Source organism: Inquilinus sp. NPDC058860 (assembly GCF_042743185.1).
Classification (GTDB): domain Bacteria; phylum Pseudomonadota; class Alphaproteobacteria; order DSM-16000; family Inquilinaceae; genus Inquilinus.
On the sequence record NZ_JBHYMS010000006.1, the window covers coordinates 136,957 to 155,296 of the forward strand.

General features: G+C 69.5%; 17 protein-coding genes and 1 riboswitch. Of the genes, 10 read left to right on the plus strand and 7 right to left on the minus strand.

The genetic code is table 11. The features are described 5' to 3' along the window. The first annotated feature begins 40 nt into the window (after positions 1 to 40). Entirely contained in the window at positions 41 to 1,615 is a 1,575-nt protein-coding gene (locus ACFW16_RS06450; RefSeq protein WP_380303004.1) for a DEAD/DEAH box helicase, read from the plus strand. Positions 1,616 to 1,747: 132 nt separating this feature from the next. Beyond that, on the plus strand, positions 1,748 to 4,063 hold the full coding sequence (locus tag ACFW16_RS06455) for an LPS-assembly protein LptD (protein ID WP_380303054.1): 2,316 nt from the start codon (positions 1,748 to 1,750) through the stop codon (positions 4,061 to 4,063). A 13-nt stretch (positions 4,064 to 4,076) separates the two neighbouring features. On the opposite strand, the gene ACFW16_RS06460 is transcribed toward ACFW16_RS06455, so the two are convergent. The 5 genes from ACFW16_RS06460 to ACFW16_RS06480 all read right to left on the minus strand — a co-directional run bounded on the left by ACFW16_RS06460 (position 4,077) and on the right by ACFW16_RS06480 (position 10,139). Further along, a complete protein-coding gene (locus ACFW16_RS06460; RefSeq protein ID WP_380303006.1) occupies positions 4,077 to 4,871 on the minus strand; it encodes an ABC transporter ATP-binding protein in 795 nt (264 codons plus the stop codon). Beyond that, complete coding sequence (locus tag ACFW16_RS06465) at positions 4,871 to 5,887, minus strand: FecCD family ABC transporter permease (RefSeq protein WP_380303008.1); 1,017 nt, start codon at positions 5,885 to 5,887, stop codon at positions 4,871 to 4,873. The genes ACFW16_RS06460 and ACFW16_RS06465 overlap by 1 nt, the downstream gene beginning before the upstream one ends. A gap of 196 nt (positions 5,888 to 6,083) precedes the next feature. Beyond that, a complete protein-coding gene (locus ACFW16_RS06470) occupies positions 6,084 to 6,914 on the minus strand; it encodes an ABC transporter substrate-binding protein (RefSeq protein ID WP_380303010.1) in 831 nt (276 codons plus the stop codon). A 5-nt stretch (positions 6,915 to 6,919) separates the two neighbouring features. Then, on the minus strand, positions 6,920 to 8,815 hold the full coding sequence (locus ACFW16_RS06475; RefSeq protein ID WP_380303012.1) for a TonB-dependent receptor plug domain-containing protein: 1,896 nt from the start codon (positions 8,813 to 8,815) through the stop codon (positions 6,920 to 6,922). Positions 8,816 to 8,931: 116 nt separating this feature from the next. After that, positions 8,932 to 9,128, minus strand: a riboswitch (cobalamin riboswitch). After that, on the minus strand, positions 9,123 to 10,139 hold the full coding sequence (locus ACFW16_RS06480) for a LysR family transcriptional regulator (RefSeq protein WP_380303013.1): 1,017 nt from the start codon (positions 10,137 to 10,139) through the stop codon (positions 9,123 to 9,125). It overlaps the preceding riboswitch by 6 nt. A 123-nt stretch (positions 10,140 to 10,262) precedes the next feature. On the opposite strand from ACFW16_RS06480, the gene ACFW16_RS06485 reads away from it, so the two are divergent. Then, positions 10,263 to 10,886 (plus strand): FMN-dependent NADH-azoreductase, encoded by a 624-nt coding sequence (locus ACFW16_RS06485; protein WP_380303014.1) that lies wholly within the window; start codon positions 10,263 to 10,265, stop codon positions 10,884 to 10,886. Between the two features lie 102 nt (positions 10,887 to 10,988). On the opposite strand, the gene ACFW16_RS06490 is transcribed toward ACFW16_RS06485, so the two are convergent. Next, positions 10,989 to 12,482 (minus strand): CoA-acylating methylmalonate-semialdehyde dehydrogenase, encoded by a 1,494-nt coding sequence (locus tag ACFW16_RS06490; protein ID WP_380303016.1) that lies wholly within the window; start codon positions 12,480 to 12,482, stop codon positions 10,989 to 10,991. Between the two features lie 154 nt (positions 12,483 to 12,636). Here ACFW16_RS06490 and ACFW16_RS06495 point away from each other — a divergent pair, with 154 nt between their 5' ends. The 7 genes from ACFW16_RS06495 (at position 12,637) to ACFW16_RS06525 (ending at position 17,982) form a co-directional block, all read left to right on the plus strand. Then, the gene (locus ACFW16_RS06495; RefSeq protein ID WP_380303018.1) at positions 12,637 to 13,362 is read left to right on the plus strand and encodes a hypothetical protein; all 726 of its coding nucleotides are present in this window, start codon (positions 12,637 to 12,639) and stop codon (positions 13,360 to 13,362) included. A 20-nt stretch (positions 13,363 to 13,382) separates the two neighbouring features. Then, positions 13,383 to 14,168, plus strand: coding sequence for an APH(3'') family aminoglycoside O-phosphotransferase (locus tag ACFW16_RS06500; RefSeq protein WP_380303056.1), 786 nt, complete (start codon positions 13,383 to 13,385; stop codon positions 14,166 to 14,168). 100 nt (positions 14,169 to 14,268) lie between these two features. Continuing rightward, entirely contained in the window at positions 14,269 to 15,294 is a 1,026-nt protein-coding gene (locus ACFW16_RS06505; RefSeq protein WP_380303019.1) for a cupin domain-containing protein, read from the plus strand. A 301-nt stretch (positions 15,295 to 15,595) separates the two neighbouring features. Further along, positions 15,596 to 16,762, plus strand: a complete 1,167-nt coding sequence (locus ACFW16_RS06510) for a porin (protein WP_380303021.1) — start codon at positions 15,596 to 15,598, stop codon at positions 16,760 to 16,762. Between the two features lie 225 nt (positions 16,763 to 16,987). Then, positions 16,988 to 17,311, plus strand: coding sequence for an ArsR/SmtB family transcription factor (locus ACFW16_RS06515; protein ID WP_380303023.1), 324 nt, complete (start codon positions 16,988 to 16,990; stop codon positions 17,309 to 17,311). Next, positions 17,308 to 17,739 (plus strand): SRPBCC domain-containing protein, encoded by a 432-nt coding sequence (locus tag ACFW16_RS06520; protein ID WP_380303025.1) that lies wholly within the window; start codon positions 17,308 to 17,310, stop codon positions 17,737 to 17,739. The genes ACFW16_RS06515 and ACFW16_RS06520 overlap by 4 nt, the downstream gene beginning before the upstream one ends. A 42-nt stretch (positions 17,740 to 17,781) precedes the next feature. Next, the gene (locus ACFW16_RS06525) at positions 17,782 to 17,982 is read left to right on the plus strand and encodes a hypothetical protein (protein WP_380303027.1); all 201 of its coding nucleotides are present in this window, start codon (positions 17,782 to 17,784) and stop codon (positions 17,980 to 17,982) included. 152 nt (positions 17,983 to 18,134) lie between these two features. Here the strand turns inward: ACFW16_RS06525 and ACFW16_RS06530 are convergent, their stop codons facing one another. Then, on the minus strand, positions 18,135 to 18,332 hold the full coding sequence (locus ACFW16_RS06530) for a YnbE family lipoprotein (RefSeq protein WP_225766883.1): 198 nt from the start codon (positions 18,330 to 18,332) through the stop codon (positions 18,135 to 18,137). Between the last annotated feature and the right edge of the window lie 8 nt (positions 18,333 to 18,340).

The following is an 18,340-nucleotide window of genomic DNA, read 5'->3' on the forward strand; positions in this document are numbered from 1 at the left end:
GGCCGCTCGGCGCGCCCCCATTAGGTAAGATTCCTGTACGATGCTCTTTTCGGATCTTGGGCTGAAGCCCGAAATCCTGCGTGCCGTGGACGATGTCGGCTACACCACGCCGACCCCGATCCAGGCCCAGGCCATACCCTACGTGTTGATGGGCCGCGACGTCCTCGGCATCGCGCAGACCGGCACCGGCAAGACCGCCGGCTTCACCCTGCCGATGCTGGAGATCCTCGCCTCCGGCCGGGCCAGGGCGCGCATGCCGCGCTCGCTGATCCTGGAGCCGACTCGCGAGCTGGCCGCCCAGGTGGCTGAGAATTTCGAGCTGTACGGCAAGTACGAGAAGCTGTCCTACGCCCTCCTGATCGGCGGCGAGAGCTTCGAGGACCAGATCAAGAAGCTGGATCGCGGCGTCGACGTGCTGATCGCCACGCCCGGCCGCATGCTCGACCTGTTCGAGCGCGGCAAGGTCCTCCTGGCCGACGTCAAGATCCTGGTGATCGACGAGGCCGACCGCATGCTCGACATGGGCTTCATCCCGGACATCGAGCGCATCGTCGGCCTGTTGCCGCCGCTGCGGCAGACCCTGTTCTTCTCCGCCACCATGCCGCCGGAGATCCGGCGCCTGTCGGACGCCTTCCTCAGCAATCCGAAGCAGATCTCGGTGGCGCCGCCGGCGACCACCGGCGAGAAGCTCGAGCAGCACATCGTCATCGTCGAGGCCGAGGACAAGCGCAAGGCGCTGCGCCACCTGCTGCGGCAGGAGGACGTCAAGAGCGCCTTCGTGTTCTGCAACCGCAAGCGCGACGTCTCGGTGGTGTTCAAGTCGCTGCAGAGCCACGGCTTCAACGCCGGGCAGATGCATGGCGACCTGGTCCAGTCGGTGCGCAACGAGACGCTCGACAAGTTCAAGCGCGGCGAGATCACCACGCTGGTCTGCAGCGACGTCGCCGCCCGCGGCATCGACGTCAGCGACATCGGCCATGTCTTCAACTTCGACGTGCCGATCCACGCCGACGACTATGTCCACCGCGTCGGCCGCACCGGCCGCGCCGGCAAGACCGGCAAGGCCTATTCGATCGCGACGCCCGAGGAAGGGCGCTTCGTCAAGACGATCGAAAGCCTGATCAAGAAGCAGATCCCGGTGCTGGTGCTGCCCGAGATCGGCCTCGAGGGCTTCCTGTCCGAGGATGAGATCAAGCAGCGCGGCAAGGCCCGCCGGCGCGGCGAGCGCGCCCAGGCGCCGAAGCGCCCCGAGGCTCGCAAGCATCGCGACTCGGCGCCGGAGGCCCGCCGCGAGGACCGCGTCGAGACCGCGCCCCGCCCTGCCGAGGACCGGCCGCGCCCCGACGAGGCGCGCCGCGGCGGCGATCGGCCGCGCCGGGAGAGCCCACGTCGGGACGACCACGTCGAGGCAGCGCCGCGCCCCTTCGAGGATCGGCCGCGGCGTGAGGCTTCCCGCCGGGACGACCACACGGAGGGCCGCGACCGGCGGCGGCACCGCGAGGATCACGACGACGTACCGGTGCTCGGCCTGGGCGACCATGTCCCGGCCTTCCTGCTGCGCCCCGTGCCGCAGCGCAAGCGCAGCGCGGCAGAAGTCACCGAAACGGCTGCCTGATTCCGTGACCGACGTTGACTTCGCCCCTTCGCTTTCGGCACAAGGGGCGACGGCCGGCGTCGGAGCATGGAAGCGGCAGTGAAGCGAATCAATCGGTTATCGACCTTTCTCGGCGCCGTGTCCGTGACCGCCATGCTGACGGCGATCGGCGCCTCGGCCCAGGAGCAGGGCCCGCAGCAAGCGCCGCCAGCCGCACCGGCTGCGGCGCAGCCCTCGCAGCCGGCCCCGGCGGCCGGGCAGCAGCAGCCGCCGGTGATCAGCGCCGACGAGCTGATCTACGACCAGACGCTCGGCCTCGTCACCGCCCGCGGCAAGGTCGAGATTCACCAGAATCACCAGATCGTGCGGGCCGACCAGGTCACCTACAACCAGAAGACCCAGGTGGTCGCCGCCAGCGGCCACGTCACCATGGTGCAGCCGGGCGGCGAGGTGATGTTCGGCGACTATGCCGAACTGACCGACGACCTGAAGGACGGCTTCATCCAGCAGGTGTCGCTGATCCTGTCGGACAATTCGCGCATGGTCGGCAACAGCGCGGTGCGCGAGCGCGGCGAGGTCACCACCATCGACCGTGCCGTCTATTCGCCCTGCAACCTGTGCAAGGACGACCCGTCCCAGCCGCCGCTGTGGCAGATCCGGGCCGTGCGGGTGACCAACGACGCCGTCTCGAAGGACATCATCTATCACGACGCCTTCATCGACCTGTTCGGCGTGCCGCTGTTCTACACGCCCTATTTCTCGATGCCCGACCCCTCGGTCGACCGGCGCCAGGGCTTCCTGTTCCCGACCTTCGGCGCGACCTCCGATGTCGGGCCGTTCTTCGGGCTGCAGTATTATTTCGACATCTCGCCGGACCAGGACGCCACGCTCGGCGCCATGCTCACGCGCGATGCCGGCCCGATGTTCAGCGGCCAGTACCGCAAGCGCTTCGACAAGGGCCTGGTGACCCTCGACGGCAGCATCAACCAGAGCGGCTACAGCAAGATCCTGAACGACAATTCGGGGCCGAACGGCACCAATCTCGACTTCCGATCGCAGCAGGTCCGCTGGCACTTCTTCGGGTCGGCCCGCTACGACTTCGACCAGAACTGGCGGTTCGGAGCCGACATCCAGCGCACCTCGGACCGGACCTATCTCGACAACTTCAACATCACCGGCGCCGACGTGCTGCAGAGCCGGGCCTATGCCGAGGGCTTCTATGGCCTGAGCTACATCTCGGTCGAGGCGCTGGACTGGCAGGACCTGCGCACTCCCGGCACCGGGATCGGCAACAAGGGCTACTCGCCCACCATCCTGCCCTGGGCCCAGGCCAACTACGTCAGCGAGCCCAACACCATCCTCGGCGGCCAGTGGTTCGCCAACGCCAGCGCGATCAGCCTGCTGCGCGACTTCGACGCGGTGACCAGCGACCCCGGCCGCAGCATCGACACCCGCCGCCTGTCCGCCCAGGTCGGCTGGCAGCGCGACTTCTACACCGACAGCGGCATCGTGCTGAACGCGCGCACCTACCTGCGTGGCGACCTGTACCAGTCGGACGGCATGCCGGACGGCATCAATGTGGTGAACGGCGGGCCCGACGAGGTCCTGACCAAGGACGGCGTCGGCGCCGCCCGCCTGTTCCCGACGGCCACCCTGACCGCGCGCTACCCGTTCGTCGGGCAGATCGGCAGCTACCAGCAGCTGCTGGAGCCGATCGTCAGCTTCAGCGCCGCGCCGAAGATCAGCAACGGCAGCAAGATCCCGAACAACGACAGCGCCGACATCGAGTTCGACGAGATCAACCTGTTCAGCGAGAACCGCTTCCCCGGCCTCGACCGGGTCGAGGGCGGCCAGCACGTCTCCTACGGCTTCCGCTACGGCCTCTACGCGCCGGACGGCGCCTCCGCCACCTTCTTCCTGGGCCAGAGCTATCGCTTCGAGGAGGATGACGACTTTCCGGAGAGCTCCGGCCTGCGCGACAAGGTGTCGGACTATGTCGGCCGCGTCACCCTGCATCCGGCGCCGTATCTGAACCTCGATTGGCGGTTCCGGCTGGACAAGGACAATTTCTACAGCCGCCGGCAATTCGTCCAAGCCACCACCGCCCCTACGGATTGGCTGAATCTGAACGTCAACTACAGTCTGCTCGACGACAAGGGCCCGGACGACGACGGCAACATCTTCAACCAGCAGCAGCTCGGCGCCGGCGGCACCGCCAAGGTCTCGGACTACTGGTCGGTATCGACCGGGATGACCTACGACATCGAGGCCATGCGGCCGTTCACCTACAGCCTCGGCGCGCAGTACCAGGACGAGTGCTTCACCTTCGGCGTCACGGCGCAGCGCCGGTTCACCACCGCCGAGGATCAGAAGGAGGGCTATTCCTTCTTCCTGACGCTGAGCCTGAAGAATCTGGGCGAGGTGCCGCTGAAGCTGAGCGGCGAGCAGAGCCGCACCCCGGGCACCTGAGCGGCCGCCGCTCTCACGAATCGTCCTGCCCCGGCGCCGCGATGCGGGACCAGGGCAGGACGTAGCCGACGCCGTCGCGCGCGCCGCGCTGCACCTCCACCGCATAGGCACTGCGGAGATGGTCGTCGGTCAGCACCTCGATCGGCGGGCCATCGGCCAGGATCCGGCCGCCCTGCAGCAGCACCAGCCGGTCGCAGAACCGGCCGGCCAGCGCCAGGTCGTGCAGCACCACCAGCACCCCGGCGCCGCCCCGGGCGCGGTCCCGCAGCAGTTCCATGATCTGCAGCTGGTGGAACGGGTCCAGCGCCGCCACCGGCTCGTCCGCAAACAGCAGCGGCGCTTCCACCGCCAGCGCCCGGGCGAACAGCACCCGCATCCGCTCGCCGGCCGACAGGGTGCCGACCGTGCGCAGCCGCAGATGTGCCGCATCCGCCGCCCCCAGCGCCCGCGCCACCGCCGCCTGGTCCGCCGCCGACATCCCGCCCGGGAACCGGCGGTGCGGCAGCCGCCCCAGCGCCACCAGGTGGTCGGCCCGCAGCGGCCATTGCACCTCGTCGCCCTGCATCAGCACCGCCAGGCCCCGCGCCAGCCGGTCGCGGCCGAGCTGCCGTATCGACAGGCCGTCATAGCGGACCGTGCCCGCATCCGGCGCCTGCAATCCGGCCAGCACGCGCAGCAGCGTGGTCTTGCCGGCCCCGTTCGGTCCGATCAGCCCGACCAGCTCGCCCGGCGCCAGCGCCAGGTCGATCCCGGCGAGGACCGGCCGGCCGCCGAGGGCGAGGTGAAGGCCTGTCGCGTCGATCCGCATCAGGCGCTCCGCCGCAGCCGCCAGATCAGGCCGAACAGGAAGGGGGCACCGATCACCGCGGTGACCACGCCCAGCTTCAGCTCGGGCTGTATCCGGACCAGCCGGAGTCCGATATCGGCCAGCAGCAGCAGCACGGCGCCGCCCAGCCCGCTGACGAACAGCAGCCGCCCCGGCCGGTGCCCGACCAGCGGGCGCAGCAGATGCGGCACAACCAGCCCGACGAAGGCGATCGCCCCGGTCACCGCCACGGCGCTGCCGACCGCGAGCGCCGTGCCGGCGATCAGTTGCAGCCGCAGCCGGCCGAGATCGAAGCCCAGGCTGGCCGCGGTGTCCTCGCCCAGGGTCAGCGCGTCCAGCGCCCGCGCCCCGGCCAGGATCAGGGCCCAGCCGACGGCCATCGGCGGCAGCACCAGCCAGACGTGCTCCAGGCTGCGGTCGGCCAGCGACCCCATCAGCCAGAACACGATCTCCAGCGCGGCATAGGGGTTCGGCGACAGGTTGAGCGCCAGGGCGGTCAGGGCGCCGGCGGCGCTGCTGACGGCGACGCCGGCCAGGATCACCGTCATCGTGCCGGCGCCGCGCCGGGCCAGGGCCAGCAGCAGCAGCGTGGCCAGCACCGCCCCGGCGATGCCGCCCAACGGCAAGGCCAGCGCGACCGTGCCGGCCACGCCGGAATAGAACACCAGCACCGCGCCGAGCGCCGCAGCGGCCGAGACGCCGATCACCCCCGGCTCGGCCAGCGGGTTGCGCAGCAGCCCCTGCATCGCGGCGCCGCCGAGGCCGAGGCTGAACCCGACCAGCAGGCCGAGCAGCGCCCGTGGCAGCCGCAGCTCGAGCAGCACCAGCGCCGGCAGGCTCTGCCGCCCGGCCAGCACATCGCCGATCGCCGCCGGCAGGTCGAGCGGCGCGTAGCCGGTGGCGACCGACCCGGCGAGGCAGGCCAGCACCGCCAGCACCAGGCCGGCGACCAGGATCGCGTAGGACGGTGCCTTGGAGTCGGTTCCGGCGGTCATCATGCCTCCGCCGAGAGCAGATCGTTGGATGACCAAACGGATTGCCTCTCCCGCGTGGCGGGAGAGGTCGGACGTCCGCCAGGACGTCCGGGTGAGGGCCGGCACCGGCTTCGACAAGATCCCCTCACCCGGTCTCGCTGCGCGAGCCCGACCTCTCCCGCAAGCGGGAGAGGCAACGCGAATGGCCTTGATTGCTCTCTCACGGCCCATCCTCCGCCTGCCTTGCGGCGGCGGCGATCAGGGCGGCGGCCTCGACCACCTCCGGCCCGCCGCAGGTCCACAGCCGCGACGGCACCCGGACCACGCGCAGTTCCGGCAGCGCCCCCAGGATCGGATGGTCCAGCATCGCCTCGCCCAGGGACGGCGCCCCGTTCTCCGGCTGGTTCAGGATCAGGAGCCGCACCCCGGCCAGGGCCACGCTCTCCAGCGGGATCTCGCCGTAAGCCTCCAGACCCCGCTCGGCGGCAAGGTTGCGGACACCGACCCGGCGCAGGATCTCGTCGACCAGCGACCCGCGGCCGGCGGTGAAGCCGTTCGGGCGCAGCACCACCGCCAGCGGCGGCGATGCCGGGCTTCGAATGGCCGCCAGCCGGTCGTCCATCGCCGCGATCATCCGCTCGCCGCGCTCCGCCTGGCCCAGCGCCGCCGCCACCCGGCGGATCTGGGCCCGGATCCCGTCCAGGCTTTCCGGCACGCCCAGCTCCAGCAGCGGCATCTCCAGGCGGCGCAGCAGCGCCACCGTGCCGCGGGGCGTGAAGGCCCCGACCACGACCAGGTCCGGGTCCAATGCCACGACCTCCTCCGCCAGGCCGCGATTGACCGGCACCGAGGCCGCCTCGGCCGCGACCACCGAGTTCTCCGGGTCGCGCGCCAGCCAGGTCACCGATCGCACGTCGGCGCGGTCGGCCAGGCGCAGCACCAGCGCATCGGCGCAGAGATTGAGGGAGACGACCCGATGCGGCCGGGCCATGGCGGGCATGGCCACGAGGCCGAGGGCCAGCAGCAGCGGGATCACGGCAGGGCGGCGCATCGCGATCAGAAGCTGACCTTCATGCCGAGATAACCGGCCCGCCGCAGCGAGCCGTAGGTCCAGACCTCCTCATAATCCTCGTCCAGCAGGTTGTCGATCCGGCCATAGACCTGCACCCTGTCGGTCACCTGGTAGGACGCCGCCAGATTCACCAGCGTATATCCGTCCAGCGTCACCGGCGACGAATTGTAGGCCTCGTCGAAGGCCAGGTCCTTCTGCGGACCGTTGTAATCCACGCCGAGATTGACGGTCGCCGCGCCGTCCAGGAAGCGATAGCTGACGTCGAGGCTGGCGATGTTGCGCGGCCGGCGCACCAGCTCCGCCCCCGTCGCGTCCTGTGCGTCGGTATAGGTGTAGGCGGCGCGGATGGTCAGGTCGTTGACCGGCGTCACCGACAGGCCCAGTTCCACACCGCGGGCGGTCGCCGTGCCCGGCAGGTTGGCCGAGCCCTGCCCGCTGCCGACGATCAGATCGCCGATCTGCTGCTCAAACCAGGTGGCGTCCAGCACCACCCGGTCGCCCCAGATCTCCTGGTCGAAGCCGGCATCCCAGCCCTCCGCGTGCTCCGGCTTCAGATCCGGATTGCCGCGATAGGTGTTGGTGAAGCCGTACAGCTCGAACAGCGTCGGGTTCTTCACCCCGGTGCCGTAGGAGGCGCGCAGCTTGGTCCCGGTGGCCTCGATCCGCCAGGCCGCGGTCAGGCGCCAGGTGGTGGTGTCGCGGAACAGGTCGTTCAGGTCCTGCCGCACGCTGCCGGTCAGGAACAGGCTGTCGAGCAGGCCGAGCTGGTATTGCCCGACCAGGCCGGTCGCGCCGATGCGGCGGCTGAAATCGGCGAAGCCGCTGTCGCTGTCCGCCTGCTGCTCCTCATGGTCGACAGCGAAGGTCAGGCGGTGCTCGGCCGGCAGCAGCACCTCGCTGTCCAGCATCAGATTGGTCTGATAGTCGACCCGCGTGGTCTTGCCGCGATAGCTGGCGGTGATGGCGTCGCCGCCGTCGCGATAATCGCGGCTGTCGTCGAGATAGGACAGGCCGACGACGTGCTCCCACCGGCCGTCGAGCAGCTTGAGCCTGCCCTGGATGCGGCCCAGGAAGGTCGAGCCGTCGACATCGTCCTCGCTGTCGACGGCGCCGACGCCGCCCAGGAAGCCGTCGAGGTCGGTGTTGAAGCGGGTGGTGCGGCCGACCACGTCGATGTCGACCAGCTCGCTCGGGTGCAGCCCGATCTTCGCATAGACCGTGCCGTTGCGGGTGCCGTCGGCCTCGCTGCCCCGGCGGGCGGCCGAGGTGCCGTCCGTGCGCAGCCCCGCAGTGCCGATCAGGAAGTCCACATCCTCGTTGCCGCCGCTGACCGAGGCGTGGCCCCGCAGCGTCCCGGTGCCGCCGCCCTCCACCGAGGCGGTGCCGCCGACCGGCCCGTCGCCGCGGCGGGTCACGATGTTGACCACGCCGCCGATCGCGTCCGAGCCGTAGAGGGCGCTCTGCGGCCCGCGCAGCACCTCGATCCGCTCGATGTCGTCGGCCATCAGATGGGCGAAGTCGAACTCCGACTCCAACGACGGGTCGTTGACCTCGACCCCGTCGATCAGCACCAGCGTCTGGTTGCTCTCGGAGCCGCGGATGCGGATCTGGGTCGTCTGGCCGGCCGGGCCGGTGCGGCTGACGGCGACGCCGGGCACCTGGCGCAGCGCATCGGAGAGCTGGCGGATCTGCCGGTCCTCCAGCTCCTGCCGGGTGATCACGGTGACGGCGCTGCCGACCTCAGCCGCCGGTGTCGGCACGCGGTTGGCGGTCACGACGATCGGCTCGAGCGTCAGGGGCGACGGGGTGTCCTGGGCCTTTGCGGGCACGACGGCGCCGGCGGCGAGCAGGACCAGGATGCAGCGGGACGGAACGGACATGGAGACCTCGGGGACACGCCTGTGGCACGTCACCGCGAACGCTGTCTCCCCGGCCCCGCCGCTTCGGCAACCGGGCCGGTTCGGCAACCACCAGGACACCCCGCCCGGCGTGCTCGCGCGTGACCACGACCGACGGCAGGTCTCCTGGCTCGCGGGTCGTCGCCGTTCCGTCGCCTTCCCAGGGCCCGAGAACCCCAGTGGCTTCATGACGGAGGACTCGCCGCTCACAGTTGCGGGGGCAGCCGCAGCGTTGGGCTTGGCCCGCACTGCGTTCCCATTTGATCCCGAAGGAACCGTCGCGGCGAAGCTAGTGGGCGGCCGGCCGCGCCGTCAACAGCGCATCGAGGCCGAGCGCGGCGGCGTTGGCGCCGGAATCGGCATAGGGCGGCAGCCGATCCTCCTCGCGCAGCTCGCTGTCGCAGATCGCCACCATCCGCGGCACCCAGCGGACGACGTGGTCGACCAGGGCGCGGACCGCCGGCACCAGGCCGCGGCGCGACGCGAACACCGCCTGCACCTCGCCCTCCGGCACGCGCCAGTCCAGCAGCACATGCTCCAGCAGGCCGGCCTGGATCGCCGGCCGGCAGATATAGTCCGGCAGCAGCGCGGCGCCGAGCTCGTCGATCGCAGCCTGGCGCAGGGTGAACATGTCGTCGCTGGCCAGCCGCGGCACATGCGGCACCGATTGCGGCGTACCGGCCGCGTCGACCATGGTCCAGACATGGCGGCCGTCGGCGCGATGCAGGTCGAGCGTGCCCAGGCGGATCAGGTCGACCGGCTCCACCGGCCGGCCGATCCGGTCGAGCAGGGCCGGCGCGGCCACCACCACGGCCCGGGTCTGGGCCAGCACCCGCACCACCACGTCCGACGGTTCGGTCGGTGGCCGGCGCACGCGGAAGGCGAGGTCGACCCGCTCCTCGATCACGTCGACGCGGCGGCCGGTCAGCTCCATCGAGATCCGCACCGCCGGATGGGCGGCCAGGAAGCTGTTGATCAGCGGCGCGATCATGGTCTGCGCCAGGATGTGCGGGCAGGTGACGCGGATCAGCCCGCTCGGCTCCGACCGCGCCTGGGCCACCGCCTGCTCCGCCGCCTCGGCCTCGGCCAGCAGGGTCTCGCAATGGCGCAGGAAGGTCTCGCCGACATCGGTCAGCGACAGCCGGCGGGTCGAGCGCTGCAGCAGCCGGACGCCGAGCCCCTCCTCCAGTGCCGCGATCCGGCGGCTCAGCCGCGACTTGGGCAGGCCCAGCGCCCGGCCGGCGGCGGTGAAGCCGCCCAGCTGCGCCACCTTGGCGAAGAGGCGGAGGTCGTTGAGGTCCAGCATGGCCGTCATCCCGAATGGATTGTCTCACACATAGAACGATCCATCGCGAAGATCCAGGCTACAGGCGAATTGCCATCATCCGTAAATACAGTGCTGATGCTATTCGCACCCACGGAGGGGCCTATGAAGATCCTGCAGATCGATTCCAGCCCGCTCGGCGACGCCTCGGTGTCGCGCCAGCTGACCAAGGCGACCGTCGGGGCTTGGCGCGCCCGCTATCCCCAGGCCGAGCTGGTGTATCGCGACCTTGTCGCCGACGCGCCGGAGCACCTGACCGCCGAGCGGCTGGCGGTGATCAAGTTCGGCAAGGACAGCGAGCTGACGCCGGTCCAGGCCGAGGAGCGGGCGCTGATCGACGCAGTGGTCGGGGAGTTCCTGTCGGCCGATGTCGTGGTGATCGGCGCGCCGATGTACAACTTCACCGTCCCGACCCAGTTGAAGGCCTGGATCGACCGCCTGCTGCAGGCGGGCCGCACCTTCCGCTACGGCGAGACCGGCCCGGTCGGCCTGGCCGGCGGCCGCAAGGTGATCGTCGCCTCCTCGCGCGGCGGCATCTACACCGCCGGCCTCGAGGCCCTTGATCACCAGGAAGCCTATCTGCGCACCGCGCTCGGCTTCATCGGCGTCACCGACATCGAGTTCGTCCGCGCCGAGGGCCTGTCGATGGGGCCGGAGCACCGCGAGCGCGCCGTGGCCGAGGCGCACCAGCAGGCCAAGGCGTCGCCGGCCCTGGCCGCGGCGGCTTAGCCCGTAGGTTGGGTTCGCCCAGCGAACCCAACACGGTTCCGCCGCACGATGTTGGGTTCGCTTGTCGCGAACCCAACCTACGTCCGCTCACCACTCGGACGCCTACCGCATCACCGGCATGGTGAATTCCGCCCCGCCCTTGATGCCGGTCGGCCAGCGCTCGGTCACCGTCTTCAGCTTGGTGTAGAAGCGCACCCCATCCGGCCCGTACATGCCGAGGTCGCCGAAGGCCGAGCGCTTCCAGCCGCCGAAGCTGTGGAACGCCATCGGCACCGGGATCGGCACGTTGACGCCGACCATGCCGACATTGCAGTTGCTGACGAAGGTCCGCGCCGCGTCGCCGTCGCGGGTGAAGATCGCGGTGCCGTTGCCGTATTCGTGCTTGTTGACGAGGTCCAGCGCGGTCGCGAAGTCGGGCGTCCGCACCACCGACAGCACCGGCCCGAAGATCTCCTCCTGGTAGATCCGCATTTCCGGCTGCACCTGGTCGAACAGGCAGCCGCCGACGAAGTAGCCGTTCTCGTAGCCCTGCAGCTTCAGGCCGCGGCCGTCCACCACCAGCTTGGCGCCCTCCTGGACGCCGATGTCGACATAGCCGCGCACCTTGTCGTAGTGCTGCCTGGTCACCAACGGCCCCATCTCCGCGTCGGGGTCGGTGCCGGGGCCGATCTTCAGCGCCCGCACCTTCGGCTCCAGCTTCTGGATCAGCTTGTCGCCGACATCGCCGACCGCGACCGCCACCGAGATCGCCATGCAGCGCTCGCCGGCCGAGCCGTAGCCCGCGCCCATCAGCGCGTCGACCGCCTTGTCCAGGTCGGCGTCGGGCATCACCACCATGTGGTTCTTGGCGCCGCACAGCGCCTGCACCCGCTTTCCGTGCGCCGCCGCGGTGGCATAGATGTACTCGCCGATCGCGGTCGACCCGACGAAGCTGACCGCCGCCACGCCCGGATGGGTCAAGAGCGTGTCGACCGCGACCTTGTCGCCATGCACCACGTTCAGCACGCCCGGAGGGGCGCCGGCCTCGATCAGCTTGGCCGCCAGCCAGTTGGCGGCGGACGGGTCCTTCTCCGACGGCTTCAGCACGAAGGTGTTGCCGCAGGCGATGGCGACCGAGAACATCCACAGCGGCACCATCACCGGGAAGTTGAACGGCGTGATGCCGGCGCAGACGCCGACCGGCTGGCGGATCGAGAAGCTGTCGATCTCGCGCCCGACATTCTCGCTGAACTCGCCCTTCAGCAAATGCGGGATGCCGCAGGCGAACTCCACCACCTCCAGGCCGCGCTGGATCGAGCCCTTGGCGTCGGACAGCACCTTGCCGTGCTCGGCGGTGACGATCCGGGCCAGCTCCTCGATGTTCTCCTCGATCAGCTGCTTGAAGCGGAACATCACGCGGGCGCGGATCACCGTCGGCGTCGCCGCCCAGCCGGGCAGCGCCTTCTGGGCCGAGGCGATGGCGGCGCCGACCTCCTCGGTCGAGGCGAAGTCGACGCGGCCCGAGACCTCGCCGGTTGCCGGGTTGCACACGTCCCCGGCCCGGCCGCTGCGGCCGGGCGCGGCCTTGCCGTCGATGAAGTGATGGATCGAACCCACGCTGCGCTCCTCCAGAATTCTTTCGGACAGGTCGGACAGCCGCCCGATTTGCCGCGCCCCTCGCGACGGGCTTGGCGGCCGGGGGGCCCCTGTCGTAACAGTCGGGCCATGCTACGGCGGTCGCGTCCGCCGGCAAAGGGTCAGGATAGGGTTCATGGGTCTCGGTCTCTACGATCCGGAGCGCCGCTACCGGCGGCGCGTCTGGGGCGCGATCATCCGCGTGTTCTTCTCGATCACCGTGCTGGTGGTGGTGGCAGCCTTCGCCTATCAGATCGGGGTCGAGCGGACCCGCGGCCAGATCGCGACGCTGCAGGCCCAGGTCGGCTCGCTGACCCAGGACAAGAGCGGGCTGGAGCAGGACCGGGTGCGGCTGCAGGCGGCGGCGCAGACGGCGCAGATCCAGTATCGCGAGCTGATGACCCGATTCGAGCGCGAGGTGCCGACCGGAGTCTATCGCGACCTGGCCGACAAGGTGGCGCAACGGCTGCAGACCGGGCTCGACCCGCAGCGCCTCGCCTTCTACATCGACCAGGCCTCGGCACCGCGCGACTGCAAGCCGGGCGAGAGCAAGCGCTTCATCCTGCCGACGCAGAACGCCGTCGGCGCCAACAGCTCGGTGGCTTTCGCCAACAACACCATCGCCGTGACCGGCCGCGGCGAGAGCACGGTCGACGAGAACGGCAAGGCGCAGGCCTGGTTCGATCCGGCCAAGAGCGTGACCGTGAACTTCCGCGGCATCGACGGCAAGCAGGCCACCGCCACCGGCGTTCTGCCGCTGTTCCAGACCATCGTGGCCGGCGACAAGGAGTACCGCTTCAGCCTGGTCGAGGGCGAGCGCAGCTTCGTCCGCGTCACCAACGAGGTCTGCGCGTTCCCGTGAGCGGGCTCGACCACGACCTCCTGGCGCGCCTGTCCGCGGGGCGGGAGTGGATCCCCGTCCGCCACGGCGAATCCGGCGACCGGGTCTACCGGCGCAGCGACGGCGCCGCCTATGCAAAAGTCTCGTCGGGCCCAGGCGCCGCCCTCCTCGACGGCGAGCGCCGCCGCATCGACTGGTTGGCGGGATCCGGCCTCGGCACCCCGTCGGTGCTCGACTGGACCGCGTCCGGCGACGCCGCCTGCCTGGTCATGAGCGCCGTGCCCGGCGTGCCGGCGAGCGAGCTGGCAGCGCCCGATCTCGCCGAGGCCTGGCCGTCGATCGCCGAACGGATCGAGGCGCTGCACGCACTGCCGGCGGCGGACTGCCCGTTCGAGCGCGGCCTGGCGGGGATGTTCGCCCGGGCCGAGGACGTGGTGGCGCGCAGCGCGGTCAATCCCGACTTCCTGGCCCCGGAGGACCAGGAGATCCCGCCCCCTGCCCTGCTCGACCGGTTGCGGGCGGAGCTGCCGCGGCGGCTGGCGCAGGAGGCGGCCGGCCGCGTCGTCTGCCACGGCGACGCCTGCATGCCGAACCTGATGGTCGACCCGGAGACGCTGCGCTGCGTCGGGCTGATCGACCTGGGGCGGTTCGGCGCCGCCGACCGCTATGTCGACCTCACCCTCCTCCTCGCCAATGCCCGCGAGACCTGGACGACGCCGGAGCAGGCGCAGGCCGCCCATGACCGGCTGTTCGAGATCCTCGGCATCCCGCCGGACGAGGGCCGGCTCGCCTTCTACCTCCGCCTCGACCCCCTGACCTGGGGCTGACGACCTGGGGCCGGCCGCCCCGGCCTTTGACGGGCGCCGCATCTGGTCCAAGATCGGCCGAACACCGGCGGGAACCGGATCGCAGGGAAGGTGCCGACAGATGCCGACGGAAACGCCGAAACCGATCTCGTCATCCGACGTCCCGTGGGAGGAATGGTCCGACATCCCGCGCTTCACCACGCGCTACCGGCACCTGACACGCACCGTGCTCGGCGACGACTACCATGTCGGCGTCGCCATCGAGGAGCTAGGGCCGGGCAAGCAGAGCGTGCCGGCGCACTACCACATCTTCGAGGAGGAGCATGTCTACATCCTCGAAGGCACGGTCACCGCGCGCCTCGGCGCCGACAGCTACGTGATGAAGGCCGGCGACTATATCTGCTACCCGGCCGGGCAGAAGGCCGGGCACTGCCTGGTCAACACCGGCGACACCGTCTGCCGCTACGTCGTGGTGGGCGAGCGCAACCCGAACGAAATCTGCGTCTACACCGACACCAACAAGGTGCTGGTGCGCCCCCTGGGACGGCGGGTGATTCTCGACCTGGCGGCGACGCGCGCCTATTGGGACGGCGAGGACACCGGCCTGCCGCCCGGCGTCGCCCCACCCGCCGATGCCGTGGCGCCCGAGCCGCCCGTCGCGCCGAAGGGGCCGATCTCCGAGGGTGCGGTGGACTGGCACGACGACGGCGTGCCCGGCAGCGCGCGGTTCGGCGGCCGCTCGAAGCACCTCACCCATGCGGCGGTCGGAGCGAGCTACCGCGTCGGCGTGCTGATCGAATCGCCGGCGCCCGGCAAGCGTCTGTGCCCGACGCACTATCACATGCTGGAGGAGGAGCAGGCGCTGATCCTCGAGGGCCAGGTGACACTGATCCTCGGCGACGAGCGCCACGAGCTGAAGGCCGGCGACTATGTCTGCTTCCCCGCCGGCCGGAAGGTCGGCCATTCCTTCCTGAACAGCGGCCCCGGCCCGTGCAGATACCTCATGATCGGCGAGCGCAATCCGAACGAGGTCTGCGTCTATCCGGATTCGAACAAGATGGCGGTCGGCGCCTTGCGCACGCGCGACGACATCTTCGACATGTCAGGGCTGCGGCGATACTGGGACGGCGAAGAGACGCCCGGCTGAGTCCCGGCGGCTGCCGCGTCTGAGAGACGCGACCCGCGCGCCCCCCCGCCAACGACATTCTGCGCCTGCACCGCCAGCCAAGGGTGTGGCCGGCCCGCAACAGAGCGTCATTACCGCAAACTATACATTTTTGTATGTATGTTACGTTTTTGCGCGAGCCTAGGGTCCTTCTTGTCTTAGACGCCCCGGCCAGAGCAGCCACCAAGCCTGATCGACTGTGCCTTCGACGACACAGGGCTCCGCCGACAGGCGGGCGTCTCGCGTGAATCGCCCCGCATCGATGCGGGCAAAGGGAGGCAGGATGAAGCAGGTACTGCTGGGGGGCACGGCGCTGGCCGCTGCTGCGTTGATCGGGGCCATGCCGGCATCGGCGGCCGATGCGAATGTGACGTCCGGCCTGCAGCTGAAGATCACCGGGTTCATCGCCGCGCAGTCCGCACTGGTGCTCTCGGACACCGGCCACTCGCAGTTCGACCGCGACTACGACTTCCAGTCCAACGCGCGGATGCAGTTCGACGTCAAGAACGTCACCGACTCCGGCCTGGAATATGGCGGCCGCATCCGCTTCGACTCGGTGAACCGGCGGGACGGCGTCCAGGTCGACCGCACCTATGTCTATGTGAAGGGCAGCTTCGGCACCATCACCTTCGGCGACGGGCCGACCGTCGCCGACGACTTCGGCTACATCTACGCCCATGACGAGCTGGCCGGCGCCGTCGGCGCCGGCGGCATGGATTTCGGCGACCTGCTGGACGGCGACTTCCCGCTGGGCGGCGGCAACTTCTACTCGATCGACGCCACCTATCTCGGCGGCCTGGCGAACGACGACACCCGCATCAAATACACCTCGCCGACGATCAACGGCTTCAGCTTCGGCGTCGACTTCACCCCGGTCGTGGGCGGGTCGACCCATGCCGGTCCCGGCGGCCGCAACGACCTGATCAACGACAGCAGCACGCTGTACGAGAACGTCGTCACCGGCGGCGTCGGCTATGACGGCGACATCGGCGGCGGCGTCGGCCTGCGCGTCGCCGCCACGGCCGCCTACGGCAACGGCGTCACCACCGACAACAATCCGGAGCATCACGACCTCGAGGCCTATACCCTCGGCGGCCGGGTCAAGTCGGGCGGCATCGCCGCCAGCGTGAACTGGACCCACTATTCCAGCCTGTACCTGACCAGCAAGCCGGTGGACACGGTCATCGGCGATCTGAGCTATCAGTGGGGTCCGTTCCTGACCTCGGTGTCCTATGCCTATACCTGGGCCGGCAACAACAACGGCCTGGAGCAGCCCTACACCGGTGCCACCAACCTGCAGGACAATCACATCGCCGGCGTGAACCTGACCTACACGCTGGCGCCGGGCCTGAACACCTATGCGGAGGTGATCTACGAGAAGCAGAACTTCCGCGAAGGCAAGGATTTCGAGAACGCCAATCTGCTGACCGGCATCAACCTGGCCTTCTGAGATTCCGGGTCGACCCGGACGCGACAGACCGCTTCCAACGGCCTCTGTCTCGTTCCCTCCTAGACTGAAAGATCGCGTCCGGTCGATGGGGATGCGCGGCGCTGCCAGCCGCGCATCCCTATTTTCATTTTCAGTTGAGAATCACGGTGGCGCTCTGCAGCCCCGCTTGACTCATATAGCTCGCCGGTTATAAATCAAATCATAGCCAGACAGTTATGAGTTCGGATGTCGACCGCCCACGACATGCTCTTCAGGACGCTCGCCGATCCGACCCGGCGGACTCTTTTCGAGCGGCTGTGCAGCGAAGGAGAGCTGACCGTCGGGGCCCTGACGGCCGGCGCCGGGATCTCGCAGCCGGCGGTCTCGAAGCATCTCGGCGTCCTGAAGCAGGCCGGGCTGGTGCGGGACCGTCCCGAAGGCCGCCAGATGCACTACAGCGCGCAGCGCGGCGCCCTGGCCCCGCTGATCGACTGGACCAGCCGGATGGCCGGGTTTTGGGAAAGCCGGTTCGATGATCTCGAGGACCTGCTCAAGAGGATGGATCAATGACCAATGCCGTGACCGAAACCCGCTCCGTCATCGTCGAACGGGAGATCCCCCATCCGCCGGAGAAGATCTGGCGTGCCCTGACGCAGCCGCACCTGATCGAGGAGTGGCTGATGAAGAACGACTTCAGCCCCGTCGTGGGCCACCGCTTCAACCTTCGCGGCGACTGGGGCGGCGTGCTCGACTGCAAGGTCCTCGCGGTCGAGCCGAACCGGACCCTGTCCTACAGCTGGGACTTCGCGCATGACGATCCGGCCTACGATCTGAAAAGCGTGGTGGTCTGGACCCTCACCCCGACGAGCACGGGAACGCATCTGCGCATGGAACAGTCGGGCTTCCGGCCGAACCAGAAGCAGGCCTATGGCGGCGCCAAGGCCGGATGGCAGCAGTTCCTCACCAAGCTGGAGCAAGTCCTGGCGCGCCAGGAGTGAGACCAGGGTTCCCGATCCGCCCATCTTCGACAGGAGGTCTGATTGAGCCCATGGGTCCGGCAGATCCACCGCTGGCTGTCCATTGCCTTCACGGCAACCGTCATCGCCAACTTCGTCGCCATGGCGCTGGGCGAGCCCCCCGGATGGGTGGTGTACGCGCCGCTGCTCCCGCTCTTCCTGCTGCTGTTCACCGGCCTCTACATGTTCGTGCTCCCCTACGCCGCCGGGAGACGCGGCGGATGACCCGCCCCTAGGAGACCGTTTGGAAATGCGCTGGCGTGAGTCGGCTGGCGGTGGTTTCGAGAACCGGAGCGCAGCGCATGTTTGGTGCGTGAGCACCGGAAGCGGAGAAACCGCCGTCAGACGGCCGCGCCAGTAGCATTTGCAAACGGTCTCTAAGGCGCCGCCGGGTTCTTGCCGACCACCTTCTGCAGCTCGCGGTCGACCTGGACCTTGACGTCCTGCTCGACCCGGACGTTGAGGTTGATCTCGATCGGCTTGTCCGGCGCCTCGACCCGGATCACCGGCGAGCAGGCGCCGAGCAGCGCGGCGAGAGAGAGGCCGGCGCAAGCGGCGCGGGATCTGTCGGTCATCAGGCCTC

Bases quoted from the DNA above. Each gene is read 5' to 3' on its own strand.
- ACFW16_RS06475 (WP_380303012.1), bottom strand. From the start codon at position 8,815: ATGTCCGTTCCGTCCCGCTGCATCCTGGTCCTGCTCGCCGCCGGCGCC.
- ACFW16_RS06485 (WP_380303014.1), top strand. From the start codon at position 10,263: ATGAAGATCCTGCAGATCGATTCCAGCCCGCTCGGCGACGCCTCGGTG.
- ACFW16_RS06520 (WP_380303025.1), top strand. From the start codon at position 17,308: ATGACCAATGCCGTGACCGAAACCCGCTCCGTCATCGTCGAACGGGAG.
- ACFW16_RS06510 (WP_380303021.1), top strand. From the start codon at position 15,596: ATGAAGCAGGTACTGCTGGGGGGCACGGCGCTGGCCGCTGCTGCGTTG.
- ACFW16_RS06480 (WP_380303013.1), bottom strand. From the start codon at position 10,139: ATGCTGGACCTCAACGACCTCCGCCTCTTCGCCAAGGTGGCGCAGCTG.
- ACFW16_RS06505 (WP_380303019.1), top strand. From the start codon at position 14,269: ATGCCGACGGAAACGCCGAAACCGATCTCGTCATCCGACGTCCCGTGG.
- ACFW16_RS06515 (WP_380303023.1), top strand. From the start codon at position 16,988: ATGTCGACCGCCCACGACATGCTCTTCAGGACGCTCGCCGATCCGACC.
- ACFW16_RS06450 (WP_380303004.1), top strand. From the start codon at position 41: ATGCTCTTTTCGGATCTTGGGCTGAAGCCCGAAATCCTGCGTGCCGTG.
- ACFW16_RS06495 (WP_380303018.1), top strand. From the start codon at position 12,637: ATGGGTCTCGGTCTCTACGATCCGGAGCGCCGCTACCGGCGGCGCGTC.
- ACFW16_RS06455 (WP_380303054.1), top strand. From the start codon at position 1,748: ATGCTGACGGCGATCGGCGCCTCGGCCCAGGAGCAGGGCCCGCAGCAA.
- ACFW16_RS06460 (WP_380303006.1), bottom strand. From the start codon at position 4,871: ATGCGGATCGACGCGACAGGCCTTCACCTCGCCCTCGGCGGCCGGCCG.
- ACFW16_RS06530 (WP_225766883.1), bottom strand. From the start codon at position 18,332: ATGACCGACAGATCCCGCGCCGCTTGCGCCGGCCTCTCTCTCGCCGCG.
- ACFW16_RS06465 (WP_380303008.1), bottom strand. From the start codon at position 5,887: ATGATGACCGCCGGAACCGACTCCAAGGCACCGTCCTACGCGATCCTG.
- ACFW16_RS06470 (WP_380303010.1), bottom strand. From the start codon at position 6,914: ATGCGCCGCCCTGCCGTGATCCCGCTGCTGCTGGCCCTCGGCCTCGTG.